Origin of the sequence: Streptomyces sp. NPDC059696, from assembly GCF_042733745.1 — a bacterium.
In the GTDB taxonomy this organism is placed as follows: Bacteria; Actinomycetota; Actinomycetes; order Streptomycetales; family Streptomycetaceae; genus Streptomyces.
This window is the reverse complement of record NZ_JBHWFG010000007.1, coordinates 130338-155908: the sequence shown is the minus strand read 5'-3', so window position 1 is coordinate 155908 and position 25571 is coordinate 130338. Positions and strand designations below refer to the sequence as shown.

Sequence of the window (25571 nt, the reverse complement as noted above, 5' to 3'; positions counted from 1 at the left end):
TGTGGCCGTGAGGTCAGCCCCTTCGCAGGCGCAGGGTGAGGATCTGGAAGGGGCGCAGCGCGACGGCGACGGAACCGTCGGTGATCTCCGCGTCCTCCAGGGGCCGTTCCAGCAGGTCGGTGATCTGGGCGCCCGCGAGCGGGAACCCGGTGCGCAGGATGCCGGCCGCACGGCCGCCACGGGACTCGTAGAGCCGTACGACGACGTCTCCGGAGGCGTCGTCGGCGAGTTTGACGGCTTCCACGGTGATGCCCTCCCCCTCGGTGGAGACGACCGGTTCGGGGGCGCCGGCCGCGTCGGCCACACGCAGCGGCAGGTTCAGGGCGTAGCCCTCGGCGACGGCGTCCTCGATGGTCGCGCCGGGCAGCAGCGCGTAGGTGAAGCAGTGGCGGCCCTGGTCGGCCTCGGGGTCCGGGATGCGCGGGGCGCGGACCAGGCTGAGCCGGACGGTGGTCGTGGTGCCGCCGTCCTCGCGGACGGTGCGGGAGACGTCGTGGCCGTAGGTGGAGTCGTTGATGACGGCCACGCCGTAGCCGGGTTCGCCGAGGTGCACCCAGCGGTGGCCGGAGACCTCGAAGCGGGCCGACTCCCAGCTGGTGTTGGTGTGGGTGGGGCGCTGGACGTGGCCGAACTGGATCTCGGCGGAGGAGTGCGGGGCGCGGATGTCGACCGGGAAGGCCGCCTTGAGGATCTTCTCGGTCTCGTGCCAGTCGATGTCCGTCTCGATGTCGACGCGGGGGCTGCCGGCGCGGACGGTGATCGTCTGGGTGATCGTGGAGCCCTTGCCGAAGGACCGTTCGACGCGGATCGCGCCGATCAGCGGGTCCTGTTCGACGACGGTGACGGACGAGGCGTCCAGGAGGTCGGTGTAGCGGTTCTTGTAGTGCTTGTCGATGTCCCAGGCGTCCCAGTAGTTGGGCAGGTCGGTGTGCAGGCGGAGCAGGTTGCCCGGCTCGGCGAGGACCTCGCGGCCGGCACGCAGGTCGCGGACGGAGGACAGCGTGCCGTCCTCGGCGACCTCCACGCGGATCAGTCCGTTGTCGAGGACCCGGCCGTCCACCGTCACCGGCCGCTGGGGTGCGCAGTCGGTGAGGGGTGCGGAGCCGTTCGCGGGCACCTTCACGTAGACCGGTGCGCCGTCGGCCGTGCGGACCACGTCGGCGCGGTCGTAGGGGCTGGTGTTGAAGACGCGGGTCTCGCCGGCGCCCAGGGCGGACACCGCCTCGGCGGTCAGCGCGTGCAGTTCCTCCGCGACCCGGGCGTACTCCGCCTCGGCCTCGCGGTGCACCCAGGCGATGGAGGAGCCGGGCAGGATGTCGTGGAACTGGTGCAGCAGCACCGTCTTCCACAGCCGGTCCAGCTTCTCGTGCGGGTAGGTGTAGCCCGGTGCGTGCAGGGCTGCCGTGGTCGCCCAGAGTTCCGCCTCGCGCAGAAGGTGCTCACTGCGGCGGTTGCCCTGCTTGGTGCGGGCCTGGGAGGTGTAGGTGGCGCGGTGCAGCTCCAGGTAGAGCTCGCCGACCCACACGGGCGCGTCCGGGTACTCCGCGAGGGCCTTGGCGAAGAACGCGTCGGGGTGTTCGACGACGACCTTCGCGGAGCCCTCCAGGTCGGCCAGCCGACGGGCGCGTTCCATGATCTCGCGGGTGGGGCCGCCGCCGCCGTCGCCCCAGCCGAAGGGGGCCAGGGAGCGGGAGGCGCCGCCCTTCTCCTGGTAGTTGCGGACCGCGCGGGACATCTCCTCGCCGCTGAAACGGGCGTTGTAGGTGTCGACGGGCGGGAAGTGCGTGAAGATGCGGGTGCCGTCGATGCCCTCCCACCAGAAGGTGTGGTGGGGGAACCGGTTGGTCTGGTTCCAGGAGATCTTCTGGGTGAGGAACCACTCGTTGCCGGCGAGCTTGGCGATCTGCGGGTAGGCCGCGTTGTAGCCGAAGGAGTCGGGCAGCCACACGCCCTTGGTCTCGATGCCGAAGTGCTCGATGAAGAACCGCTTGCCGTGGACGAACTGGCGGGCGACGGCCTCGCCGCCGGGCAGGTTGCCGTCGGACTCGACCCACATGCCGCCGACCGGCGCCCACTGGCCGTTCTTGACCGCCTCCTGGATGCGGGTCCAGACCTTGGGGTAGTTGTCGCGGACCCATTCGTACTGCTGGGCCTGGGAGCAGGCGAAGACGAAGTCGTCGTACTCGTCGGCGAGCGAGGTGACGTTGGAGAAGGTGCGGGACGTCTTGCGCTTGGTCTCGCGGATGGGCCAGAGCCAGGCGGAGTCGATGTGGGCGTGACCGACGCCGGAGATCGTGTGCGCGCTGGCGTGCGCGGGCTTGGACAGCACCGGCTTCAGCGCCTTGCGGACGGCGGCGGCCGAGCCGGAGACGTCGTCCAGGTCGAGCAGGTCCATCGCACGGTCGAGGGCATGGGCGATCTCGTGCCGGCGTGGGTCGTGCTCGCCGAGCTCCAGCATGAGCTCGCGCAGCACCTGCACGTCGAGGTCGAGGTGCCAGACCTCCTCGTCGAGGATCGCGAGGTCGGCGCTGCGGAAGGTGTAGAGGGGCTTGTCGCCCGCGGTCAGTCGGTCGCCGAGGGGCGTCACCTTGGAGAAGTTGTCCGCCAGGATGTCCGGGTTGGAGGCGGCCTCGACCAGGTAGTCGACCGTCTCCCCGCCCTGGGCGGGGTTGGCGATCGCCACGTACTGGTTGAGCGGGTTGACGGCCTTCAGGGGGGTGCCGTCGGTGAGGTGGACCAGGGCCTCGGCCTGGTTGCCGGGCCAGTCGCCGACGAAGCCGAGGTCGATGACGGCCTCGACCCGGCGGCCCGCCCAGTCCTCGGGCACCCGTCCGCGCATGCGGAACCAGGTGGTGCCCCAGGGCGGGCCCCACGGCGTGCCCATCGTGAACGGTTCGTAGGAGGCCGCGGCGGCCTCCTCGAACGGGACCGGCTCCCCCGGGGCCTGCCAGGCCTCCACCTCGAAGGGGACGGCGGCCGCGTAGACCGCGGTCTTGATGCGCTGGTCGTGAAGGCGCTGCACGCGCTCCTCGATGCGGCGGCTTTCGTCGTGCATGGGATGTCTCCAGGAAGCGGGAAGAACGAGCAGACGGGAAGCGGTGGGGGGGAAAGCGCTTACCGAGCGGCGTTCACCTAAGGTACGCCAACCCGGGGTGGACCTCGGTGTAGCCCTCGACCAGCCTGCGGGCGACGTTGACGGAGTCGACGAGCGGGTGCAGGGCGAAGGCCTTCACGGCGGTGGCACGGGAGCCGGAGCCGGCCGCGGCCAGCACTTCGCGTTCGACCGCCTTGACCGCGCAGACCAGGCCCGTGGCGTGGTCGGGCAGCGGGTCGACGGTGACGGGGTGGGCGCCGTTGGCGTCGACGAGGCAGGGGACCTCGATGACGGCCTCCGGGTCCAGGACGGACAGCGTGCGCCGGTTGCGCACGTTGAGGATCAGGGTGGTGCGCTCGTCCCGGGCGATGGCCCGCATCAGGGCGAGGGCCACCTTCTCGTAACCGCCGGACAGGTCGTCCTCGTCGCGTTCGCCGGCGCCCGCGGTCTCGCGGTTCTCGGCCATGTACGTGGCCTCGCGCTCGGCGCGGGTGCGGTCCCACAGGGCGAGGGCGGGGGCGTCGGGGTTGCGCATCTCGGCGTAGAAGCGGGCCTGCTGGTCGTGCAGGAAGGCGCCGCGGGTCTTCTCGGCCTGCTGGTAGGCGCGGACGGCCTCGCGGTTGAAGTAGTAGTAGTGCAGGTACTCGTTGGGGATCGCGCCCAGAGAGCGCAGCCAGTCGGCGCCGAAGAGCTTGCCCTCCTCGAACGAGCCGAGCAGGTCGGGGTCGGCGAGCAGGCGCGGGAGTTCGTCCCGGCCGGCGACGCGCAGGCCGCGCACCCAGCCGAGGTGGTTGAGCCCGACGTAGTCGATCCACGCCTCGCCGGGGTTCTCCACGCCGAGCACCCGGGCGATCCGGCGGCCCAGGCCGACCGGGGAGTCGCAGATGCCGATGACGCGGTCGCCGAGGTGGCGGGACATGGCCTCGGTGACCAGTCCGGCCGGGTTGGTGAAGTTGATGACCCAGGCGTCGGGAGCGAGCCGGGCGACCCGCTGGGCGATGTCGACGGCGACCGGGACCGTGCGCAGGCCGTAGGCGATGCCGCCCGCGCCCACCGTCTCCTGGCCCAGCACCCCTTCGGCCAGGGCGACGCGTTCGTCGTGCGCGCGTCCCTCCAGGCCGCCGACGCGGATCGCGGAGAACACGAAGTCGGCGCCGCGCAGGGCCTCGTCGAGGTCGGTGGTGGCACTGACCCCGGGGGCGTCGGGGACGCCGGCCGCCTGTTCGGCGAGGACACGGGTCACCGCCGACAGCCGTCCGGCGTCCAGATCGTGCAGGACGACATGGGTCACCCGGCCCTCGGCGTGGTCCTGGAGGAGCGCTCCGTACACCAGGGGGACCCGGAATCCTCCGCCGCCCAGAATCGTCAGTTTCACGCTTGCACCTTTCCCGCCACGACGACCTCGACGCCCGCCTCCTGGAAGGAGGTTCGTGTCGCGGCGTCGACCGGCGCGTTCGTCACCACCGCGTCCAGGTCCTCGGGACCGCAGACCTTCGCCATCCCGTGCCCGGGGAACTTCGCCGCGTCGGCGAGCAGCACCACCTTGTCGCCGGCCTTGATCATGGCCCGCTTGACCGGCACCTCCACGACCGTCGTGTCCATGACCTGCCCGCCGGGCCGTACTCCGCTGGTGCCGAGGAAGAGCCAGTCGGCGTGCAGCTGGCGCAGGTTGTCCTCGGTGAGGAAGCCGACCAGGGAGCGGTACTCGCGGCGGACCATGCCGCCGAGCAGGACCAGTTCGATGCCCTCGTCGTCGGCGAGCTCCTCGTAGACCACCAGGTTGCTGGTGATCACGGTGAGCCGCCGTCCGTGCAGCTGCCGGGCCAGGCGGTAGGCGGTCGTCCCGATGTCCAGCAGCACCGACTGGCCGTCCCTGATCATCGCCGCGGCGCGTTCGGCTATGGCGTCCTTCTCGGACACGCGCACTTCGGCGACCTCGGCGAAGGGCTGGTCGCCCTCCTCCACGACGGCGCCGCCGTGGACGCGCGTGAGCAGTCCGTCCTCTTCGAGTTTCACCAGGTCACGCCTGATCGTGGCGGGGCTCACGCCCAGCTGCTCGGAGAGGTCGGTCACGGCCGCGGGACCACCGGCCCGCAGGGCCCGCAGGATGAGTTGGTGTCGTCGTTCTGCCAGCACGGCGTGCACATTACTCGTCATCTCCAATCATCGCCATGCTTATTTCTGCTCGGGTATTGACCAATCTCGCGAAGCAGCGCACGATTCCGGTCACCGAAATGAAGAGTTTTGACGATCTCCGTCGAAGCCGCGAGTGAGAGGACACATCCGTGGACGACGACCGGCCCGATGTGCTGCTGACCGGGCTGCTCTTCTACGACCTCGTCCTCACGGGGCTCGGCGGGCCGCCCACCCCGGGCGAGGAGATCTGGACCCGGGGCATGGGCTGCGGCCCGGGCGGCATCGCGAACCTCGCGGTCGCCGCCGCCCGCTTCGGCCTGCGCACCAGCCTGGCCACGGTGTTCGGCGACGACTTCTACGGCGAGCACTGCCGGGACGTCCTGCGCGATCAGGAAGGCGTCGACCTCTCGCTCTCCCGGACTGCGGACGGCTGGCCCACCCCGGTCACCGTCTCCGTCGCATACGGCCACGACCGGGCCCTGCTCACCCACGGCCACGAACCGCCGTACACGCAGGACGCGCTGATGGGCGACCCGCCCGACGCGCGGACCGCCCTGGTGCACCTCGAGGCCCAGCCCCGCGAATGGCTCGCCAAGGCCGCGGCGAACGGCACGCGGATCTACGGCGATGTCGGCTGGGACCCCACCCAGGAGTGGTCACGGGCCCTCCTGGACCAGCTGGCCCTGTGCCACGCCTTCCTCCCGAACGAGACCGAGGCGATGGCCTACACCCGCACCGACAGCGCGATGGCCGCGCTCGGCACCCTGTCCGAACTGGTCCCGGTCGCTGTGGTGACCCGCGGCGGCGACGGCGCCCTCGCCGTCGACCAGATCACCGGCGAGTACGCCGAGGTCCCGGCCCTGGACACCGAGGTGCTGGACGCGACGGGCGCCGGGGACGTCTTCGGCGCGAGCTTCGTCGCGGCGTCCCTCGGCGGCTGGCCGCTGGCGGAGCGGCTGCGGTTCGCCGCCCTCGCGGCCGGGCTGTCCGTCCGGCATCACGGCGGCGCCCTCGCGGCCCCCGGCTGGTACGGCGTCGCACGCTGGTGGCGCTCACAGACCGACCCCGAGGTGCGGGCCGCCTACGGGTTCCTGTCCGACCGCATGCCCGCCGATCCCGGGCCGCCCGTGCACCACGCCCCCGTCACCCCGCCCGCCCCTCGCACCCCCGTCTCTCCGCGCGTCTGCGAAGGGCCGCACTGACCCACATCCCTCCGGCACGTCGAACAGGAACAACAGGAGTGACCCGTGGACCTTTCTCGTAGAGGCTTCCTCCAGGCCGCCGCGCTCACCGCGGCCGCCTCCGGTCTGACCGTCGCCTGCGGCAGCGGCTCCGGCTCGGCCGGCAGCAAGAACGGCAAGAACCTCACCCTGTGGTACTGGGGAGGCGCGCTCAGCGACAAGGTCGTGGCCGACGCCAGGACGCACTTCAGCGGCGAGGTGAAGCTGACCGCCTCCTCCATCGGGGGCGACTTCAAGCAGAAGCTGACCACCACGCTCGCGGCCGGCGCCTCCGTGCCGGACATCACCGGCATCAAGGGCGAGGACATGGCGTCCTTCCTGCCCAACGCGGGCCGCTTCCTCGATCTGAACGACCTGGGCTTCAAGAAGGTCGCGTCCCGGTACCTGGACTGGAAGACCGAGCTCGCCCGGACCGAGGACGGCCGGCAGATCGGCTTCCCCATCGACATCGGCCCGACCGCCCTCTTCTACCGCGCGGACCTGTTCGACAAGGCCGGGCTTCCCACCGACCCCGACAACGTCGCCGCCCGGGCCGGGACCTGGGAGGAGTACTTCGCGCTCGGCACCGAGCTGAAGCACAAGCTGTCCGGCACCTACCTGGTGAACAACATCGGCTCGGTCTTCACCATGGCGGTCGGGCAGGGCACCGAGCGGTTCATCGACCAGGACAACCACTTCATCGGCGACCAGGACCACATCCGCAAGGCGTGGACCACAGCGGTCCGCCCCTACACCCTCGGTCTCGACGCCAAGATCAACGACAACACCTGGAACGCGGCCGTCGGCAGGAACCTGACCACCGAACTCGGCGCCGCCTGGCACGCCCTGGACATCGAGCAGGCGGCCCCGAAGACCAAGGGCGCGTGGCGGGTCTGCGCGATGCCCGGCGGACCGGCCAACCAGGGCGGCTCCTATCTGGCCCTGCCCAGGCAGTGCCGGAACCCCGAGGAGGCGTTCAAGATCGTCAGCTGGATCCTCAGCCCGGAGAACGACGCCCGCGGCTTCACCGACGCCGCGATCTTCCCCGCCGCACCGGCTGCCTACGCCATGCCGGCCATGACGGGCGGCGACCCCTTCTTCGGGGGACAGAAGATCATCGACGTCTTCGGCCCGGCCGCCAAGGCCATACCGTCGAGCTACGAGGCGCCCGCGGACGCCGCCGTCATGGCGCCCTTCATGACCGAGCTCACCAACATCGAGGCCAAGGGCAAGAAGCCCGACGACGCCTGGGAGGACGCGGTCGGCCAGGCCCGGCAGATCGCCCGGCGGCAGGGGGTGAGCTGAGCGATGACCTCCCCTCCGGTCACCGGTTCCGCCGCGGTGCCCCGGCACCACGGCGGGCCCGGCCCGGCCCGCTTCCGCCCGCGGCGCACGCCGCCCGCGGGCACCGTGCGGCCAGGGCGACGCCGCGTGCTGTCGCACTGGCGGCAGTACCTCGCGATCTCGCCCTTCTTCCTGATCTTCGGCGTCTTCTCGTTCTTCCCGGTCTTCTACTCGCTGTACCTCGCCTTCCAGCGCTGGGACGGCATGGGCACCGTGCAGTTCGTGGGGCTCCAGCAGTTCCGGTTCCTGCTGGACGACCCGGTCTTCTGGCTGTCGATCCGCAACACCCTGGCGATCTGGGTGCTGTCCACCGTCCCCACCCTGTTCGGCGCCCTGGTGCTGGCGACGCTGCTGCACTCGGTACGCCGGTTCAAGGGCTTCTACCGCATCGCCCTGTACCTACCGAACGTCACCTCGATCGTCGCCGTGTCGATCTTCTTCGGCGCGGTGTTCAGCAACAACTTCGGCCTGGTCAACGCGATCCTGGGCACGGTCGGCATCTCGCCCGTCCCGTGGCTGAGCAATCCGTGGCTGATCAAGCTGGTCATCGCGCTGCTGATGACGTGGATGTGGACCGGCTACAACATGATCATCTACCTGGCCGGCCTCCAGTCCATCCCGGCCCAGATCTACGAGGCGGCCAGGCTGGACGGGGCCGGGCCGATCCGCACCTTCTTCCGGATCACCGTGCCGATCATGCGGCCCATCATCCTGTTCACCGTCGTCATCTCGACCATCAACGGCCTGCAGAGCTTCAGCGAACCCCAGGTCCTGTTCGGCAGCAACGCCGCCAACCCCAACCTCGGCGGACCCGGCCAGGCGGGCCTGACCACGCTGCTGTACTTCTACCAGTCCGCTTTCGTGAACAACGACTACGGCTACGGCGCGGCCATCGTGTGGGCCTTCTTCGTACTGATCATGCTGCTGGTCGTCATCAACTGGCGTGTCGTCCAGCGCGGGAGGAAGTCATGACCGCAGTGGTCCCGAGGCGGTCCCGGCGTCCCAAGGGCCTGACCGCGCACATCGTCCTCGTCCTGGCCGTCCTGATCTCGGTGTTCCCCTTCGTGTGGACGATCGTCATGGCGACGAACACCACCGAGGACATCTACAAGAGTCCCCCGAAGCTGACGTTCGGGTCCCATCTGCTGGAGAACGTCCGGCACGTGTTCGACACCATCGACTTCTTCGGGTCGATGCTGAACACGCTCGTCGTCGCGACCGTCACGACCGTCCTGGTCCTGTTCGTCGACTCCCTGGCCGCGTTCACCTTCGCCAAGTTCGACTTCCCGGGCCGCAAGGTGCTGTTCGCCATGCTGGTGGGCTTCATGATGCTGCCGCTCCAGCTGGCCGTCCTGCCGCAGTTCATCCTCATGTCCGACATCGGCTGGGTCGGCACGCTCAAGGCACTGGTGCTGCCCGCGCTCGCCAACGCCTTCGGCATCTTCTGGCTGCGGCAGTACATCGAGAGCGGCGTGCCGGACGAACTCCTCGACGCCGCACGCATCGACGGTGCGGGATTCTTCCGGCAGTACTGGAACGTCGTGCTGCCGATGATCCGGCCCGCGCTGTCCTTCCTCGCGATCTACGCCTTCGTCGGCGCCTGGAACGACTACATCTGGCCCCTGATCGTCCTCAACGACCCCGGCCACCTCACCCTCCAGGTGGCACTGGCCCAGCTCCACGTCGGCCACACCACCGACTACAGCATGGTCATGGCCGGTGTCCTCATGGCGTCCGTGCCCCTGGTCCTCGTCTTCACGATCTTCGCCCGCGGCTTCATAGCGGGCGCGACGGAGGGAGCGGTACAGGGCAGTTGACACGCCCCAGGTCCGCGCCCCCCGAAGGGCGCGGGGAACTGCGCGACCAGCCACGACGGGCAACGGGCCGAACCGGTCGGCGGCCCCGCGCTCTTGGCAACCACACGAGAGAGGCACCCCGTGACGGACCTCAGCACCGAGAGCGCACGCCCCAAGGTCCTCGTCGTCGGCATGGACGGCCTGCGCCACGACCGCCTCATCCGCACCCCCGCCCACGCCCCGGTCCTGCACGCCCTGATGGCCCACGGCGCCGTCGGCACCAGCCTGCTGCCCTACGGCCGTGCCGGCGACGACGCCTCGGCCGGCACGGCCTGCACCGACTCCGGCCCCGGCTGGTCGAGCATCCTCACCGGGGTGTGGCCGGACCGTCACGGCGTCACCGGCAACGACTTCGAAGGCGCCGACTACGCCCGCTACCCCGACTTCCTGACCCGCGCCGTCACCGCGCGGCCCGGTCTGCGCACGGCGGCAGCGGTGTCCTGGCCGGCCCTGGTCCGCCGCGGGACCCTGGGCCGGGCCATCGGCCGACGGGTGCGGTACAACGGCGAACGGTGGGGCTACGGGAGGGCGGACCGCCGCGTCGCCCGCACCGCCCTGCGCTGGCTCACCCGGGGCGACCCGGACGTCGTGTTCGTGTACTTCGGCGCCACCGACGAGGCCGGCCACGCCACCGGGCCCCTCTCCCCCGCCTACGACCGGGCCCTCCTCGCCCAGGACGCCCATCTCGGACGGCTGCTGGCGGCGGTCGACGCCCGGCGTTCGGATCCGGAGCGCGCCGGGGAGCGCTGGAGCGTGCTGGTCACCACGGACCACGGTCATCTCGATTCCGGTGGCCACGGCGGCGACTCGCGCGCCGAACGGGAGGTCTTCGTCATCCTCGCCGAACCGGACGGACCGGCCCGGCCCGGGGGCAGCACCCCTGAGCCGGACGGCCCGGCCCGGTCCGCAGGCACCCCCGAACCGGACGGCCCGGCCCGGCCCGCAGGCACCCCGCTGGACGCCCCCCGTCTCGTCGACATCGCCCCCACCGTCCTGGACCGTCTCGGTATCCCCCTCGACCCCGCCTGGGGCCTGCAGGGCCGTGTCCTGCCCGGGCCCACCGCACCGACTTCGGAATGGCCATGACCGACGCACCACTCGATCCCCTGATCGCCCTCCGCCCCTGGGAAGCCCCCGAGGTGACCTCCTGGGGCCGGCTGCCGATGCACGCCGTCGACCGGCGCCCCGGAGCCGTCCCGCTCGACGGCGACTGGCGCTTCCAGCTGCTGCCCGCGCCGGACGCGCCGCCCGGGGACGTCTGGTCGTCGTCGTACGTCCCCGGCGTGTGGACCGTGCAGGGCACCGACGATCTGCCGCGGTACCTCAACGTGCGCATGCCGTTCCCGGAATTCCCGCCCAGGGTGCCGGGGACCGATCCGACCGGCGTGTACGAGCGCTGCGTGGACGTGCCCGCGGAGTGGGCCGGGCGGCGGATCGTGCTGCAGGTCGGAGCCGCCGAGAGCGTCCTGCTGGTGCACGTGGACGGGCGGCCCGCCGGGATCTCCAAGGACTCCCACCTGGCCGCCGAGTTCGACCTGACGGAGCTGGTGCGTCCCGGGGAGCGGGCGTGCCTGCGGCTGACCGTCGTGAAGTGGTCGGACGCCTCGCACATCGAGGACCAGGACCAGTGGTGGCACGGCGGGATCACCCGCTCGGTGCTGCTGTACGCCGTCGACCCGCTGCACCTCGCGGACGTGACCGTGCGGGCCCGGCATGACGGGGACCTGCGGGTGGACTGCCGGGTGCGGGACGCGGGCGGGGCGCTGCCCGAGGGCTGGTACGTCAGCGGGGACCTGGACGGGCACCTGCTCACGCAGGACGCCGAGTTCGACCGGGTCAACGCCGAGGACGAGCGGATCTCCCGCTTCCTCGGCGAGGCCCGGCTGCGCGCCGCCGTGCCGGACGTGCGCACCTGGAACGCCGAGACGCCCGAGCTGTACGGCCTGACCGTGCGCCTGCACCGGGCCGACGGCACGGTAGCCGACATCTCACGGCACCGCGTCGGCTTCCGCGACGTCGAGATCAGCGGCCGGGACCTGCTGGTCAACGGCGAGCGGGTGTTCATCCGCGGCGTCAACCGGCACGACTTCCACCCGCTGACCGGGCGGACGGTGACCCACGACGACATGCGCGCGGACCTCGTGCTGCTGAAGCGCTTCGGTTTCAACGCGGTCCGCACCGCGCACTACCCGAACGACCCGGCCCTGTACGACCTGGCCGACGAGCTGGGCCTCTACGTCGTCGACGAGGCGGACATCGAGTCCCACGACCACGCCCACGAGATCGCCGACGACCCACGCTATCTGAACGCCTTCGTGGACCGGGTCTCCCGGATGGTGCTGCGGGACAAGAACCACCCGTCGGTCATCGTCTGGTCGCTGGGCAACGAGTCCGACTACGGAGCCAACCACGACGCCGCGGCGGGCTGGGTACGCCGGCACGACCCGACCCGGCCGGTGCAGTACGAGGGCGCTGCCAAGCTCGGCTGGGCCGATCCGGACGTGGCCTCCGACATCGCCTGCCCGATGTACGCACCGCTGGAGGAGTGCCTGGCGCACGCCATGTCCGGCACCCAGACCAAGCCGCTGATCCAGTGCGAGTACTCCCACGCCATGGGCAACAGCAACGGCACGCTGGCCGACCATTGGGAGGCCATCGAGTCCACCCCGGGCCTTCAGGGCGGGTTCATCTGGGAGTTCTGGGACCACGGCATCCTCCAGCGTGTGAACGACGGCAGACCGGCCGGGCGTGGGGGCGCCGGGCTGTATGACAACGGTGTCGCCGCGCCCGGGCACCGCTGGGCGTACGGCGGCGACTTCGGGGAGACGGACCACGACGGCGCTTTCATCGCCGACGGCGTCGTCTTCCCCGACCGGACCCCCAAGCCGGTGATGTACGAGCACCGGGAGATCGCGGCGCCGCTGCGGATCGCGTGTTTCCGGCACGAGGGCGTGGTCCTCGCGAACCACCAGCACTTCCGGGGGCTGGACTGGCTGTCCGGTGAGTGGGAGCTGTCCCTCGCCGACGGCACGACCCTGACCGCCCCCGCCGAGCTGCCCGACCTGCGGCCGGGCGAGACGGTCGCCGTACCGCTGCCGTTCGCGCTGCCGGACGAGGGCGGTGAGGCGTGGCTGACGCTGCGGGTGACGACGGCCGGTGACGAGCCGTGGGCACCGCGCGGCACGGTCGTGTGCCTGCCGCAGGTACGGCTCCGGGCCGCGCTCCCCGTCAGGCACACCCCGGTGCCGGTCCCGGGCCCGGTCGAGGTCGAGGTCGAGGTCGAGGTCGACGAGGACGGTCTGCTGGTCCATCCGCTGCTGACGGCCGCGCCGGTGCTGTCGCTGTGGCGGGCGCCGACCGACAACGACGAGCTGGGCGGCATGGCGGCCCGCTGGCGGGACTGGGGGCTGGACGCGCCGCGGCGCGCCCTCGTGTCCGTGCGGCGTGCGCCGGGCCGGGTGGCCGTGGTGTCCGACTACCGCTGCGCCGGCGGGACCGTCCGGCACGAGCAGGTGCTGACGGCCGTGGAAGGCGGGCTGCATGTGCAGGAGTGCGCCGAGCTGCCCGAGGCGCTGCACGACGTGGCCCGGGTGGGGACCGTGTTCGAGACGGTCGCGGGGCTGAGCCTCATGGAGTGGTTCGGGCAGGGCCCCTGGGAGTCGTATCCGGACCGGGCTTCAAGTGCGCCGGTCGGTCACCACCGCCTGCCGGTGGACGAGCTGTTCACGCCGTATCTGCGTCCGCAGGAGAGCGGAGGCCGGCACGGCGTACGGCGGTTCACGCTGTCCGCACCCGACGCCACCGGTCTCGCGGTCCGGCTGGACCGGGCCCGCCAGGTCTCGGTGACCCGGCATCGCGCCGCCGACCTGGCCGCTGTCGCGCACCATGACGAACTGGTGCCGCGGGCCGGGTGCGTGGTGCACATCGACGCGGCGCACCGTGGGCTCGGCACGGCCTCGTGCGGCCCCGACACCTTCGCCTCGTATCTGGTGCCGGCCGGCGTCCACCGCTGGAGCTGGACGCTGCGCGTTCTCTGAGCCCCCGCCCCTTTCCTCCGTCCCTCTCCGTCACCTCCCTCAGTCCCCTCATGGAGCACCCGTGTGCATGTCGCCTGACCACGACCCGGGCGAGGCCCCTGGGGCCGGTGCCGGACGGCGCGGTTTCCTCCGCGCCACGGCCCTGCTCGGCGCGACCGCCGCCGCCGTGACCGCCTTGCCGGCTGTCTCCGCGCCGGCGGCGACCCCGGCGTGGCGCCCCGACCCGCGCAGCCGCCGTTTCACGCTCGCGGTGATGCCGGACACGCAGTACCTGTTCGACGGGCCCAGCATCGACAAGGCCCCGGTCGAGGCCGCGCTGCGCTATCTGCTGGAGCACGGCCGGGAGGAGAACATCGTCTTCCTGTCCCACCTCGGCGACCTCACGCAGAACGGCGCGGCGGAGGAATTCGCCGCGATCGGTGAGGCGTTCCGGCTGCTGGACCGGCGCGGCGTCCCGGACACCCGCCCTGGCCGCGGGTGACAGCGGCCGGCCGGGCGGCGAGGACCCGCGTCTGGCCTATCTCGTCGGCGACCACCACATCCACTCCGTCTACAGCCACGACGCCAAGTACACCTTCTCCCAACTGGCCGCGAAGGGCGCGGAGTACGGGCTGGACTGGATGGTGTTCACCGAGCACTCCAACTTCGGGCACGCCGACTTCGGGGCCGCGCTGGAGCACAAGGAGATCCTCGCGGCCCGCGCCGAGAACCCGCGTCAGCTGATCTTCCAGGGCCTGGAGTGGTACATCCCGGCCGCCGAGCACTGCACCGTGTTCACCGCGCCCGGCCCGCACGAGGTCGACGTGCTGACCCGCTTCGAGCGGGCCTTCGACGGCAAGCTCCTCGCCTACGACAAGGGCGGTCCCGCCGACGTGGACACCGCCCGCAACGAGGCGCACGCCGTCAGGGCCATCAAGTGGCTCGCGCGGCAACGGAGTTCGGGATACGTCGACGATGTGCTGGTGCTGGCCAACCATCCGCTGCGCCTCGGTATCGACTCCCCGCACGAGATGCGCGCCTGGCGGGACGCGGCGCCCGAGATCATGATCGGCATGGAGGGCGCGCCCGGTGCGCAGGGCGCGGCCATCCCCGGCCGGCGCGGCGCCACGTCGATCCGCGGCGAGTACGAGAACAAGCCGTCGGCGCAGTCCTGGCCCGGCTACCCCGTGGACGCCTACCTCACGTACGGCGGTTTCGACTGGGCGACCGCGACCGTCGGCGGCCTGTGGGACTCGATGCTGTCCGAGGGCCGGCTGTTCTCGGTCACGACGAACTCCGACGCCCACCGGATCGTCTTCGACACCTGGAGGAACGGCGACTGGCAGCCCGGGCAGACCTTCGACACCACGGGGAGGCTGCCCGACCCGGTGAACACCGGCACCCCGCAGCCGGGCAGCGACTTCTGGCCCGGCCAGTTCAGCCGTACGCACGTGGGCGTGACCCTCCCCCACTACCTGAACGGTGTGGGCGGTGCCCCCATCGGCTACCGGGCGGTGATGGCGGGGATGCGGGCGGGCCGGATCTGGCTGGACCACGGGCATCTGCTCGACGGGCTCGACGTCCGCCTGACGCGGGACCGCGACCGGAGGCGGGGGCGGGGCGTGACGCTCGGCGGCCGGCTGCGGGTGCGCAGGGGCGAGAGACTCACCCTGAGCGTCACGGTGACGACCGCGTCCCGGCCCAACCCCCGGGGCATCCTGCCTCAGTTGGCGCATGTGGACGTCATCCGCGGCGCGGTGCGCGGACCGGTCGCCGACCGCGACACGTGGAAGGCCCCGGACACCCGGGTCGTCCGGACCGAGGACGTCTCCGGACGTGAGGGCACCTACACCCTGCGGATCCCGCTGACCGCCGGGGAGGAGTCCTTCTACGTCCGGCTGCGCGGCAGCGACGGCAACCGCAACGGCGCGGGCCGCCTGGGCGCCTCGGTCGATCCGCACGGGCCGGTCCCGCACGCCCCCGGGGACGGTGATCCGTGGGCCGACACCTGGTTCTACGCGAACCCCGTGTTCGTCGACGTCGAGGGGGCCTGATCCCCGGGTACCGGCAGGTCACGGACCGATCGGGCGGAGGTACGGTGGGCCGCGTGACCGGTGAAGAGCCGCTGCGGCCCCAGTCCCTGATGCTGACGTTCCTGGGCGACCAGGTGCTCGGCCGTGACGTGTGCGTGTACTCGGGCAGTGTCATCGACGTGTTCGCCCGGGCCGGGATCGGGGAGCAGGCGACCCGCTCCACGCTGAGCCGCATGGCCGGCCGTGACCTGCTGCGCCGGCAGCGTGAGGGCCGGCGGATGTACTTCGGACTGACCGCGCGCTCGGAGGCGGTGCTGCGCGACGGCGAGCGGCGGATCTGGCGGACGGGTGCCGTCAACCGGCGGTGGGACGGCACCTGGACGCTGCTCGGCTTCTCCCTGCCGGAGTCCTGGCAGCGCCAGCGGCACGACCTGCGCTCCCGGCTGGCCTGGAGCGGCTTCGGCCCCCTCTTCAGCGGCCTGTGGATCGCCCCGGGCGAAGTCGACGTGGCGGCCCTGGTGTCCGAGCTCGGCCTGTCCGCCCATGTGAAGGTCTTCCGGGCGCACGCCGACAGCGGCATGGACATCGGCCGGATGATCGAGGAGACCTGGGAACTGTCCGACCTGGCCGGGCGCTACGAGGGGTTCGTGCGGCGCTGGCGGCCCTGGGAGGACGAGCTGCCGGACGCCGACGACGCCCTCGTGCTGCGGCTCCGGCTCCAGACGGAGTGGCTGCAGGTCGTCCGGCGCGACCCACGGCTGCCCGTCGCACATCTGCCGGACGGCTGGCCGGCCGAGCAGGCCGAGAAGACGTTCCGGACCGTGCACGAGCGGCTCACACCGCTCGTCCTCGACGCCTCCGAACGCCTTCTGGACCTGGTGCCGGCGCGCCCTCAGGCGTAGAACCGCGACAGGCTCTGCAGTACGGCGGCGGGCTTGGCGGCGCCCTCGATCTCGATGGCACCCTCGACGGTGATCTGCACGCCGCCCGGCACCTCCTCGGCCTCGGCGAGCCTCGCGGTCAGGCGGATGCGCGAGCCTGCCTTGACGGGGGCGGGGAAACGCACCTTGTTGAGGCCGTAGTTGACCTTCGTCGTGACGCCCTGGACGTCCAGGAGCTCGGTGAACAGGGGGATGAACAGGGACAGCGTGAGGTAGCCGTGCGCGATGGGTGCGCCGAAGGGGCCCTGCTCGGCGCGCTCGGGGTCCACGTGGATCCACTGGTGGTCGCCCGTGGCGTCGGCGAAGGTGTCGATGCGCTCCTGGGTCACCTCGATCCAGTCGCTGGTGCCGAGGTCGCTGCCGGCGAGTTTCTTGAGTTCGTCGAGGCCGTTGACGGTGAGGCTCATGCGGATCCTTGTTTCTGGCCGTAACGCGTACGGACGCGGGACTTGAGGAGTTTTCCGGAGGCCGTGCGCGGGAGTGCGTCCGCGAGGACCACCGATTTCGGGATCTTGTACTTGGCGAGGCGGCCCGCGAGCGACGCGAGCACCTCGTCGGGGTCGAGGGCGGCGCCCTCGCGGGGCACGACGACCGCGCGCGGCACCTCGCCCCACTTCTCGTCCGGCACCCCGATCACCGCGCACTCGGCGATGTCCGGGTGGGCGAGGAGCTGGTCCTCGATCTCGGCCGGGTAGACGTTCTCGCCGCCCGAGATGATCATGTCCTTGATGCGGTCGACGATGTGGACGTAGCCGTCCTCGTCGACCTGTGCGGCGTCCCCGCTGCGGAACCAGCCGTCCGCGAAGGAGGCGGCGGTCTCCTCGGGCAGCCCCCAGTAGCCGGGCATGACGTGCGGGCCGCGCACCACGACCTCGCCGACCTCGCCGACGTCGGCCGGGGTGAGGTCCGGCCGGACGACGCGGACGTCGCTGAAGAAGTGCGGCACACCCGCCGAGCCCGCCTTGCTCACGGCGTGCTCGGTGTCCAGGAACAGCGTGCCGGGTGCGGCCTCGGTCATGCCGTAGCCCTGGAGGAACGTCAGGCCGCGCTCCAGGTAGACGGTGATCAGCGGGGTGGGGACCGGGGAGCCGCCGCAGGTGAGGATGCGCAGCGAGGACAGGTCCGCGTCGGGCCAGCGGGGGTGGCGGGCGACCTGGTCGAACATCGTGGGCACGCCGAACATGAAGGTGATGCGGTGCCGTTCGATGAGGTCGAAGGTGGCGTCCGGGTCGAAGGTGTCGACGAGGACACAGGTGCCGCCCTTGAGCAGGACCGGCAGGGTCAGCATGTTCAGGCCCGCCGTGTGGAACAGCGGGGCGCAGACCAGGGCGCGTTCGTCGGCGATCAGGTCGGTGTCGACGAGGACGTTGACGGCGTTCCAGGTGAGGTTGCCGTGGGTGAGCATGGCGCCCTTGGGCCGGCCGGTCGTGCCCGAGGTGTACATGATGATGCAGGTGTCGTCGGCGCCGACGGGTTCGTCGATCGGCTCCCCGGGCGCCTCGGCGACGGCCGCCTCGTACTCCGCGCCGACCTCCAGGTACAGGCGCACGTCCGTGCTGCCGGGCAGGCCCGCGACCAGACCGGCGTAGGACGGGTTGTAGACCAGGGCCCGGGCGCCGGAGTCGGCGAGCTGGTAGGCGATCTCGGGGCCGGCGAGACGGATGTTCAGCGGGACGAAGACCGCGCCGAGCACGCCGGCGGCGAACAGGGTCTCCAGATAGGAGGGGTGGTTCGGGCCTAGGTAGGCGATGCGGTCGCCGCGGCGCACGCCCCGGGCGCGCAGCGCGTGGGCCAGGTGGGTGGTGCGGGCGTACAGGGTGGCGTAGTCGGTGGCGGAACCGTCGTGGACCAGGGCGGTGCGGTGCGGGGTCTTGCGGGCCCGGCGTGCGGGCCACGACCCCAGTCCCTCGTTGCGCATGTCTCGCCCCTTACGGTGTCGTCAGCCCGAGCAGGCGGGCCGCGTTCTCCTTGAGGATCTTCGGCCGGACCTCGTCCTTGATCGTCAGCTTGCCGAAGTCGGCGAGCCAGCGGTCGGGGGTGAGGACGGGGAAGTCGGAGCCGAAGAGGACCTTGTCCTTCAGCAGGGTGTTCGCGTACTGCACGAGCTGCGGCGGGAAGTACTTCGGGGACCAGCCGGACAGGTCGATGTGCACCCCCGGCTTGTGCGTGGCGACCGCGAGGGCCTCGTCCTGCCAGGGGAACGACGGGTGCGCGAGGATGATCTTCAGGTGTGGGAAGTCGGCCGCCACGTCGTCCACGTGCAGGGGATTGGAGTACTTCAGCCGGATGCCGCCTCCGCCGGGTACTCCGGCGCCGATGCCCGTCTGGCCGGTGTGGAAGAGGGCGATGGTGCCCGTCTCCTCGATCACCTCGTACAGGTCGTACGCCACCGAGCGGTCGTCGGGGAAGAACCCCTGGATGCTGGGGTGGAACTTGAAGCCCTTCACCCCGTACTCCTCGACCAGGCGGCGGGCCTGCCTGACGCCGGCCTTGCCGCGGAAGGGGTCGATGGAGGCGAAGGGGATCAGGACGTCGGAGTTGGCGGCCGCCGCCTCGGCGACCTCCTCGTTCGGGACGGGTGCGGTGCCGGTCGCGGACTCGGCGTCGACGGTGAAGACGACCGCGGCCATGTTCCGTTCGCGGTAGTAGGCGGCCGTCTCCTCCAGGGTGGGTTTCCGCTTGCCCTCGACCTTGAAGTACGCGGAGGAGGCGTCGTGCAGGTGGTCGTCCAGGGAGGAGTGGCCCTTGGAGGAGACCTCCGCGTGGGTGTGGACGTCGATGGCGACCAGGTCGTCGACGTTCATCGAGGGGTCCATCACGCCTCCGGGAACTTCGGCGCCGGGATGCCGACCGTCTGGAGCTCGGCACCGACCGAGGTGGGCCAGGCGTCGGCCAGGGTCTCGGGCGTCCAGCCGCCGTCGGCGTAGGCCGCCTTGATCTCCTGCGGGTGCGACCAGAGTGCCACCTTGTCCCCGCCGATGCCGATGGCCTGGCCGGTGACGCCCCGGGCGGCCTCGGACGCGAGGAACGGGACCAGGGCCGCGCAGTCCTCGGGGGTGCCGAAGCCCTCGCCCTTGCGCAGGAAGTCCGGCAGGGCCTCGCCGCCTCGCAGGGCCTCGACGTAGGGGGCGAAGGCCGGGATGGTCTCGGTCATGGCGGTGGCGGCGACCGGCACGATCGCGTTGACGGTGATGTTCGCGCGCCCCAGTTCCATGGCCCAGGTGCGGGCCATCGCCGCGATGCCGGCCTTGGCGGCGGCGTAGTTCGTCTGGCCGAAGTTGCCGCGCTGCCCGGCCGGGGAGCCGACCAGGATCAGCGAGCCGCCCTCGCCCTGCTCGCGCATCCGGACGGCGGCGGCGCGGGCGCAGGTGAAGGTGCCCTTGAGGTGGGTGGTGAGCACCGCGTCGAAGTCCTCGTCGGTCATCTTCCACAGGACCTTGTCGCGCAGGATGCCGGCGTTGGTGACGAGCACGTCGAGCCGGCCGAATTCCTCGACCGCGCGGCCGACCAGCCGCTCGGCGGCCTCGGAGGTGCCGACGGGGACGACTTCGGCGACGGCCGTGCCGCCCGCTTCCACGAGGGACTTCACGGCCGCCTCGGCCACCGCCTCGTCGACGTCGTTGACGACCACGGACGCGCCGTGGGCCGCCAGGGCGTGGGCGTAGGCGAGACCGAGGCCACGGCCGCTGCCGGTGACGACGGCGACCTTGCCGGAGAGATCGATGCTGGGCACGAGCGGGTCCCTTCACGCGGGTTCGACTGCGAGATCGAAGCTAAGAGCAATAATTGTTGACGTCAATAGTTGTTGCCGACCCATGGGTGCGGGATGCTGGAATCAGCACCGAGCAGCACCGAGCCCAGGGAGCCCGCCATCACACGCGAGAACGCCACCGCGAAGCCCATCGACGCCCACGAGCCGTGGATGCGCGGCCTGCACGCCGACACGGGCTACCTGCTGTACCGCCTGGGCCTGCGCTCGGGCCAGCTCTTCAACGCCTGCCTCCAGGAGTCGGGCCTGCGCCTGCGCCACTACGCGGTGCTGCGCTTCCTCGCCACCACCGACGGCGCCCTGCAGCGCGAGCTGAGCACACGACTCGGCTACGACCCGAGCGCGATCGTCGGCCTGGTCGACGACCTGGAGAAGCTGGGCTTCGCCGAGCGCCGCCCCTCCCCCGACGACCGCCGGAGCCGGATCGTCGTCCTGTCCGAGCGCGGCCGCGACGTCCTCCGCGACACCGACGAGGACGGCCTGCGGGTGACCGGTGAACTGCTCGGCCCGCTGGACGCGGCCGAGCGGGAGACGCTGCACGCGCTGCTGCTGCGCATCGCGGAGGACGGCCTGAACTGATGTTGTGCAAGTGATTGACGGCTGCACGATGAGTGCATAACTTCACGGCCAACCGCGCCCCGTCCCCAGGGAGCCCACCGTGCAGCCATCCCCACCCACACCCCAACTCTCCTCTGAAGCAAGGCAGTTGCGCCGGGTCGCCGTCTCCGGCCTGCTCGGCACAGCCGTCGAGTTCTACGACTTCCTCGTCTACGGCACCGTCGCCGCACTCGTCTTCGGCGAACTGTTCTTCCCGCGCGCCGACCCGGCGGTCGGCACCATCGCGGCGTTCGGCACCTTCGCCGCCGGCTACCTCGCCCGCCCGCTCGGCGGCATCGTGTTCGGGCACTTCGGCGACCGGATCGGCCGCAAGTCGATGATGTTGCTGACCATGGTCCTGATGGGGTCCGGCAGCTTCCTCATCGGTCTGCTGCCGACGTACGACACCATCGGCGTCTGGGCGCCGGTGCTGCTGGTCGCCCTGCGGGTGGTGCAGGGCATCGCGATCGGCGGCGAGTGGGGCGGCGCGATGCTGATGGTCGTCGAACACGCCGAGCACGCCCGGGGTTCCCGGCGCGGCCTGTGGTCCAGCTTCACCCAGCTCGGCGCCCCGCTCGGTTCCGTGCTGTCGGCCGGTGTGGTCACGCTGGTCGCCGCGCTGCCGGACGACGACTTCCGCTCCTGGGGCTGGCGCGTGCCGTTCCTGCTGAGCGTCGTGCTGCTGGCCGTCGGTCTGTTCGTGCGTCTGAAGGTCGCCGAGAGCCCGCTGTTCGCCCAGGTCAAGAGGGAACCGGCGGACCGACCGCCGATCGTCGACGTGCTGCGCCGCCCGAAGCCCGTGCTGTTGGCCGCCTGTGTCGGCATCGGCGCGTTCACCGCCCAGTCGCTGCTGACCAGTTTCATGATCTCCTACGCCGTCGACGAGGGGTACACCCGCCCGCAGGTGCTGACCGCGGTGACCGTCGCCTCCTGCGTGGCCCTGGCCGTCCTGCCCGCCGCCTCCGCACTGTCGGACCGGGTCGGGCGCCGGCCCGTCGTCCTGGCCGGCGCCGTCGCCTCGGCGGCGCTCGCGTTCCCGGTCCTGGCCCTGGTCGACTCCGGCTCGCCCGCCTTGCTGATCCTCGCCCTCGCGCTCGGCCACGGCGTCGCCCAGTCCACGATGTACGGCCCTCTGGGCGCCCTGCTCACCGAGATGTTCGGCACCCGCGTCCGCTACACCGGCGCCTCCCTCGGCTACCAGGGGGCGACCCTGATCGGCGCGGGGTTCTCGCCGCTGATCGCCGGCAGTCTCCTGGCCTCCTTCGGCGGTGGCAGCACCCCGGTGTCGCTGATGCTGTGCGCCGGCGCGGCGGTCACCGCGGTCACCGTGTGGCGGCTGCGCGAGACGCACACGGACGCCCTGCACTCCCCCACCACCACCCCCTCCCTCGAAGGGACCCCCCGTTGAGGATCCGCCTCGCCCTGCTGACGACCGCCTGCCTGTCCCTGGCGGCGACCGCCCTGCCCGCGCACGCCGCCCCCACCGGCTCCCACCTGGAGGGCCGGCTCTCCTCCGGCGCCGCGTACGTGATGGACGTCCCCACGCCCTGGAACGGCACGGTCCTGCTGTACAGCCACGGCTACACCCCGGCCGGGGCCCCCAACCCGGCCCAGAACGCGCCCGGTCCGGCCGTCCGCGACAAGCTCATGGCCGAGGGCTACGCCCTGATCGGCTCGTCGTACGCGACGAACGGCTGGGCGGTCGCCGAGGCCGTGCCGGACCAGCTCGCCACGCTGGACCTGTTCACGCGGCAGTTCGGCACGGCCCGGCGGACGCTCGCCTGGGGCACCTCCTACGGCGGCTTCGTCACGAGCATGCTCGCCGAGCGGCACGCCGACCGGTTCGACGGCTCCCTGTCGATGTGCGGGCTGGTGCAGGGCGGGATCGCCAACTGGAACAGCACCCTGGACCCGGTGTTCGCACTGCGCACCCTGCTCGCCCCGGACTCCGGTGTCCGGCTCGCGGGGTTCGCCGACCAGACCGAGGCGGTCGCCGCCGGCAAGGCGCTCACCGCGAAGGTCGACGCGGCCCAGCAGACCTCCGGGGGCCGGGCCCGGATCGCCCTGGCCGCCGCCCTGCACGGCATTCCCGCGTACAACGACGCCTCGCAGACCGAGCCGGGCCCCGGCGACTGGCGGACCGCGCAGTCCAACCAGTACGCCGCCGTACGGGGGCTGCTCCAACAGCCCGCGTTCGGCTGGCGGCAGGAGGCCGAGAGCCGGGCGGGCGGCAACCCGTCCTGGAACACGGGCGTCGACTACCGCTCGATGCTCGCACGTTCCCCGCTGTACAAAGAGGTGACGGAGCTCTACAAGGAGGCGGGACTGTCCTTGCGCACCGACCTCTCGGCCCTCGGCCGTGCACCCCGGGTGTCCGCCGACCCGTCGGCGGTGCGGTGGATGCGGAACACCAGCGTGCTCTCCGGCCGCCTCACCGACCCCCAGCTGAACATCCACACCACCGGCGACGCCCTCATCCCCGTGCAGTCGGAGAGCGCCTACCGGCGGGCCGCGACGGCCGCGGGCGCCGCCGGGCTCCTCCGCCAGGCGTACGTCGACGCGCCGGGCCACTGCACCTTCGGCCCGGGCGAGACCCTGGCCGCCCTGCACACCCTGGAACACCGCGTGGACACCGGCCGCTGGGACGCCTCGCCGGGGGCCCTCAACTCCCGGGCGCGGGCCGAGGACGCGAATACGGAGCCCCGCTACCTCCCGTACCGTCCGAGCAGCTACCCCCGCCCCTACGACCTCGCCCACCCGCCGTACGCCCGGCCATGACCGGCCCGACCGCGCCCGACCGGCTGCTGTCCGTGCTCGCGGCCTTCGACCACGAGCACCCGGCGCTGTGCCTGACGGACATCAGCCGGCGGGCCGGGCTGAGCCTGACCACCGCACACCGGCTGGTGGGCGCGCTCACCGAGTGGGGTGCCCTGGAGCGGGACGAGTCCGGCGTCTACCACGTCGGGCTGCGGCTGTGGGAGCTCGCCGCCCTGGCCCCGCGCGGTCTCGCCCTGCGGCAGATCGCGCTGCCCTACCTGGAGGACCTGTACGAGGCGACGCACGAGAACGTGCAACTGGCCGTGCGGGACGGCCGGGACGTGGTCTACATCGAGTGGCTGTCGGGGCGGTCCGCGGTCGGTGTGCACATCCGCGTCGGCGCCCGCTGGCCGCTGCACGCCACGGGGGTCGGACTCGCCCTGCTGGCCCACGGCGACCCCGGGTTCCGCACGGAGTACTGCGCGGGCGAACTCGTCTCCTTCACGCCCCACACGATCACCGCACCCGAGCGGCTGCGGCGGGCCCTCGCCGAGGTCCGCAGGTCGGGCATGGCGGTGAGCGACCGTCAGATCACGGAGGACGCCCTGTCGGTGGCCGCTCCGGTGCGCGGGGCCGACGGCAGCGTGACCGCCGCCGTGTCGGTCGTGGTGCCCCACGCCGACGCCCAGGTCCGGGTCCTGGGCCCGGCGGTGCGGATGGCGGCGCGGGGGATCTCGCGGGCGCTGGGGTGGCGGCCCTGAGCGAAGGACGCCGGTGTGGCGTGGCGTCCCTTGGTGTCAGATCCGTTCCCGGGCCGGTGTCATGGCCCAGCGGATGGTCCGGGTCAGGGCCCGGCCGGTGGGGCGCACCGCGAGGCCCTCGACGACCGGAACCCGGGGCAGCCACAGCAGACCGCGTGCCCAGGGCGGGAGCAGGGTGACGGCGTTCGCGGCCAGCCCGCCGTAGAAGGGCCGGACGGCCAGGGGCAGGGGAGGCTGGAACAACAGGAAGCGGGCGGCCGCCCTGGCCTCGGGCGTGGCGCGCAGTTCGGGCCGGTAGGCGGCCAGGCGCTCGGCCAGTTCGCCGCGGTCGCGGGGCGGGTCGACGGCCCCCAGCGCCTCGGCGACGCGCGCGGTGTCGGCGACGTAGGCGTCGTAGCCGGCGGCGTCCAGCGGGCGGGCCCCGTAGCGCTCGTGGGCGCGCAGGAAGCTGTCCGTCTCGGCGGCGTGCACCCAGCCGAGCAGATGCGGGTCGGCCGCGTGGTACGGCACGCCGTCGCCCGTCGTGCCGCGGATCCGCTCGTGGATGCCGCGCACGTGGTCGACCGCCTGCTGCGCGTCGGCGGCGGTGCCGTAGGTCGTCACGGCCAGGAAGGTACTGGTGCGCTGCAGCCGGCCCCACGGGTCGCCGCGGAAGCCGGAGTGGCCGGCGACCGCGGCCATCGCCAGCGGGTGCAGGGACTGCAGGAGCAGGGCGGTCAGCCCGCCGATGAACATCGAGGCGTCGCCGTGGACCGTGCGGATGGGCCGGTCCGGCCCGAACCAGCGCGGGCCGGGCGTGTGGTGGATGCGGGCCCGGGTCGCGGGCCCACCGGGCCCGGCGACCCGGCGGAACAGGGCCTGGCCCAGCTGTTCACGAACTCCGGTCAGCACGGTCGGCCTCCCTTCTCCTGCTGCCCAGTGTCCGGCATGACGGCGCCGGCCGGAGGTGTGCCGGGCAGGGACAGCCGGACCGCGAGGGCGGCCGTGCCGTGTGCCGCTGTGCATCTGTGCCGCTGCGCATTCGTGTCGCTGTGCATCTGTGTCGCT

The 25571-nt window shown here is 71.9% G+C and carries 20 protein-coding genes and 1 pseudogene; 13 read left to right on the top strand and 8 right to left on the bottom strand.

The window, feature by feature from the left end; translation table 11 throughout:
* Positions 1-13 precede the first annotated feature (13 nt).
* The 3 genes from ACFV20_RS10100 to ACFV20_RS10090 form a co-directional block, all read right to left on the bottom strand.
* Positions 14-3055, bottom strand: coding sequence for an alpha-mannosidase (locus ACFV20_RS10100; protein WP_385654635.1), 3042 nt, complete (start codon positions 3053-3055; stop codon positions 14-16).
* Between the two features lie 73 nt (positions 3056-3128).
* On the bottom strand, positions 3129-4469 hold the full coding sequence (locus ACFV20_RS10095; protein ID WP_385654632.1) for a 6-phospho-beta-glucosidase: 1341 nt from the start codon (positions 4467-4469) through the stop codon (positions 3129-3131).
* Positions 4466-5230 (bottom strand): DeoR/GlpR family DNA-binding transcription regulator, encoded by a 765-nt coding sequence (locus ACFV20_RS10090; RefSeq protein WP_385654893.1) that lies wholly within the window; start codon positions 5228-5230, stop codon positions 4466-4468. The genes ACFV20_RS10095 and ACFV20_RS10090 overlap by 4 nt, the downstream gene beginning before the upstream one ends.
* A 149-nt stretch (positions 5231-5379) precedes the next feature.
* On the opposite strand from ACFV20_RS10090, the gene ACFV20_RS10085 reads away from it, so the two are divergent.
* From ACFV20_RS10085 to ACFV20_RS10045, 9 genes and pseudogenes are all read left to right on the top strand, one after another.
* Positions 5380-6432, top strand: coding sequence for a carbohydrate kinase family protein (locus ACFV20_RS10085; RefSeq protein WP_385654629.1), 1053 nt, complete (start codon positions 5380-5382; stop codon positions 6430-6432).
* A gap of 45 nt (positions 6433-6477) precedes the next feature.
* Positions 6478-7755: an ABC transporter substrate-binding protein gene (locus ACFV20_RS10080; RefSeq protein ID WP_385654626.1), complete on the top strand. Its 1278-nt coding sequence runs from the start codon at positions 6478-6480 to the stop codon at positions 7753-7755.
* A 126-nt stretch (positions 7756-7881) separates the two neighbouring features.
* Entirely contained in the window at positions 7882-8766 is an 885-nt protein-coding gene (locus ACFV20_RS10075; RefSeq protein ID WP_385654891.1) for a carbohydrate ABC transporter permease, read from the top strand.
* Entirely contained in the window at positions 8763-9611 is an 849-nt protein-coding gene (locus tag ACFV20_RS10070; RefSeq protein ID WP_385654622.1) for a carbohydrate ABC transporter permease, read from the top strand. The genes ACFV20_RS10075 and ACFV20_RS10070 overlap by 4 nt, the downstream gene beginning before the upstream one ends.
* Positions 9612-9731: 120 nt before the next feature.
* Entirely contained in the window at positions 9732-10736 is a 1005-nt protein-coding gene (locus ACFV20_RS10065; protein WP_385654619.1) for an alkaline phosphatase family protein, read from the top strand.
* Positions 10733-13687 (top strand): glycoside hydrolase family 2 TIM barrel-domain containing protein, encoded by a 2955-nt coding sequence (locus tag ACFV20_RS10060; protein ID WP_385654616.1) that lies wholly within the window; start codon positions 10733-10735, stop codon positions 13685-13687. The genes ACFV20_RS10065 and ACFV20_RS10060 overlap by 4 nt, the downstream gene beginning before the upstream one ends.
* A gap of 61 nt (positions 13688-13748) precedes the next feature.
* Positions 13749-14141 (top strand): annotated as a pseudogene (locus ACFV20_RS10055) (Tat pathway signal sequence domain protein); the annotation flags it as partial.
* Complete coding sequence (locus ACFV20_RS10050; protein WP_385654613.1) at positions 14107-15720, top strand: PHP domain-containing protein; 1614 nt, start codon at positions 14107-14109, stop codon at positions 15718-15720. The pseudogene ACFV20_RS10055 and the gene ACFV20_RS10050, both read left to right, overlap by 35 nt.
* Before the next feature lie 53 nt (positions 15721-15773).
* The gene (locus ACFV20_RS10045; RefSeq protein WP_385654610.1) at positions 15774-16601 is read left to right on the top strand and encodes a PaaX family transcriptional regulator C-terminal domain-containing protein; all 828 of its coding nucleotides are present in this window, start codon (positions 15774-15776) and stop codon (positions 16599-16601) included.
* On the opposite strand, the gene ACFV20_RS10040 is transcribed toward ACFV20_RS10045, so the two are convergent.
* Genes ACFV20_RS10040 through ACFV20_RS10025 form a run of 4 tightly spaced genes read right to left on the bottom strand, consistent with a single transcriptional unit; the run spans position 16592 to position 20373 of the window.
* Positions 16592-17047 carry a MaoC family dehydratase gene (locus ACFV20_RS10040; protein WP_385654607.1) on the bottom strand — a complete coding sequence of 152 codons (456 nt, stop codon included), beginning with the start codon at positions 17045-17047 and terminating at the stop codon, positions 16592-16594. The two genes, ACFV20_RS10045 and ACFV20_RS10040, sit on opposite strands and share 10 nt — an antisense overlap.
* A complete protein-coding gene (locus ACFV20_RS10035; RefSeq protein WP_385654604.1) occupies positions 17044-18558 on the bottom strand; it encodes a long-chain fatty acid--CoA ligase in 1515 nt (504 codons plus the stop codon). The genes ACFV20_RS10040 and ACFV20_RS10035 overlap by 4 nt, the downstream gene beginning before the upstream one ends.
* A gap of 10 nt (positions 18559-18568) precedes the next feature.
* Positions 18569-19444 (bottom strand): amidohydrolase family protein, encoded by an 876-nt coding sequence (locus ACFV20_RS10030; RefSeq protein ID WP_385654602.1) that lies wholly within the window; start codon positions 19442-19444, stop codon positions 18569-18571.
* A gap of 11 nt (positions 19445-19455) precedes the next feature.
* A complete protein-coding gene (locus ACFV20_RS10025; protein ID WP_385654599.1) occupies positions 19456-20373 on the bottom strand; it encodes an SDR family NAD(P)-dependent oxidoreductase in 918 nt (305 codons plus the stop codon).
* 189 nt (positions 20374-20562) lie between these two features.
* Here ACFV20_RS10025 and ACFV20_RS10020 point away from each other — a divergent pair, with 189 nt between their 5' ends.
* From ACFV20_RS10020 to ACFV20_RS10005, 4 genes are all read left to right on the top strand, one after another.
* Positions 20563-20988 carry a MarR family winged helix-turn-helix transcriptional regulator gene (locus ACFV20_RS10020; protein WP_385654889.1) on the top strand — a complete coding sequence of 142 codons (426 nt, stop codon included), beginning with the start codon at positions 20563-20565 and terminating at the stop codon, positions 20986-20988.
* 79 nt (positions 20989-21067) lie between these two features.
* Positions 21068-22414, top strand: a complete 1347-nt coding sequence (locus ACFV20_RS10015) for an MFS transporter (protein WP_385654596.1) — start codon at positions 21068-21070, stop codon at positions 22412-22414.
* On the top strand, positions 22411-23784 hold the full coding sequence (locus ACFV20_RS10010) for an alpha/beta hydrolase family protein (RefSeq protein WP_385654592.1): 1374 nt from the start codon (positions 22411-22413) through the stop codon (positions 23782-23784). The genes ACFV20_RS10015 and ACFV20_RS10010 overlap by 4 nt, the downstream gene beginning before the upstream one ends.
* Complete coding sequence (locus tag ACFV20_RS10005; RefSeq protein ID WP_385654589.1) at positions 23781-24524, top strand: IclR family transcriptional regulator; 744 nt, start codon at positions 23781-23783, stop codon at positions 24522-24524. Before ACFV20_RS10010 ends, ACFV20_RS10005 begins: the two co-directional genes overlap by 4 nt.
* Before the next feature lie 36 nt (positions 24525-24560).
* On the opposite strand, the gene ACFV20_RS10000 is transcribed toward ACFV20_RS10005, so the two are convergent.
* Positions 24561-25415, bottom strand: coding sequence for an oxygenase MpaB family protein (locus tag ACFV20_RS10000; RefSeq protein ID WP_385654587.1), 855 nt, complete (start codon positions 25413-25415; stop codon positions 24561-24563).
* Positions 25416-25571 lie beyond the last annotated feature (156 nt).

Coding starts and splice junctions, on each gene's coding strand:
- ACFV20_RS10040 (WP_385654607.1), bottom strand. CDS start 17,047: ATGAGCCTCACCGTCAACGGCCTCGACGAACTCAAGAAACTCGCCGGC.
- ACFV20_RS10030 (WP_385654602.1), bottom strand. CDS start 19,444: ATGAACGTCGACGACCTGGTCGCCATCGACGTCCACACCCACGCGGAG.
- ACFV20_RS10100 (WP_385654635.1), bottom strand. CDS start 3,055: ATGCACGACGAAAGCCGCCGCATCGAGGAGCGCGTGCAGCGCCTTCAC.
- ACFV20_RS10005 (WP_385654589.1), top strand. CDS start 23,781: ATGACCGGCCCGACCGCGCCCGACCGGCTGCTGTCCGTGCTCGCGGCC.
- ACFV20_RS10060 (WP_385654616.1), top strand. CDS start 10,733: ATGACCGACGCACCACTCGATCCCCTGATCGCCCTCCGCCCCTGGGAA.
- ACFV20_RS10035 (WP_385654604.1), bottom strand. CDS start 18,558: ATGCGCAACGAGGGACTGGGGTCGTGGCCCGCACGCCGGGCCCGCAAG.
- ACFV20_RS10070 (WP_385654622.1), top strand. CDS start 8,763: ATGACCGCAGTGGTCCCGAGGCGGTCCCGGCGTCCCAAGGGCCTGACC.
- ACFV20_RS10020 (WP_385654889.1), top strand. CDS start 20,563: ATGCGCGGCCTGCACGCCGACACGGGCTACCTGCTGTACCGCCTGGGC.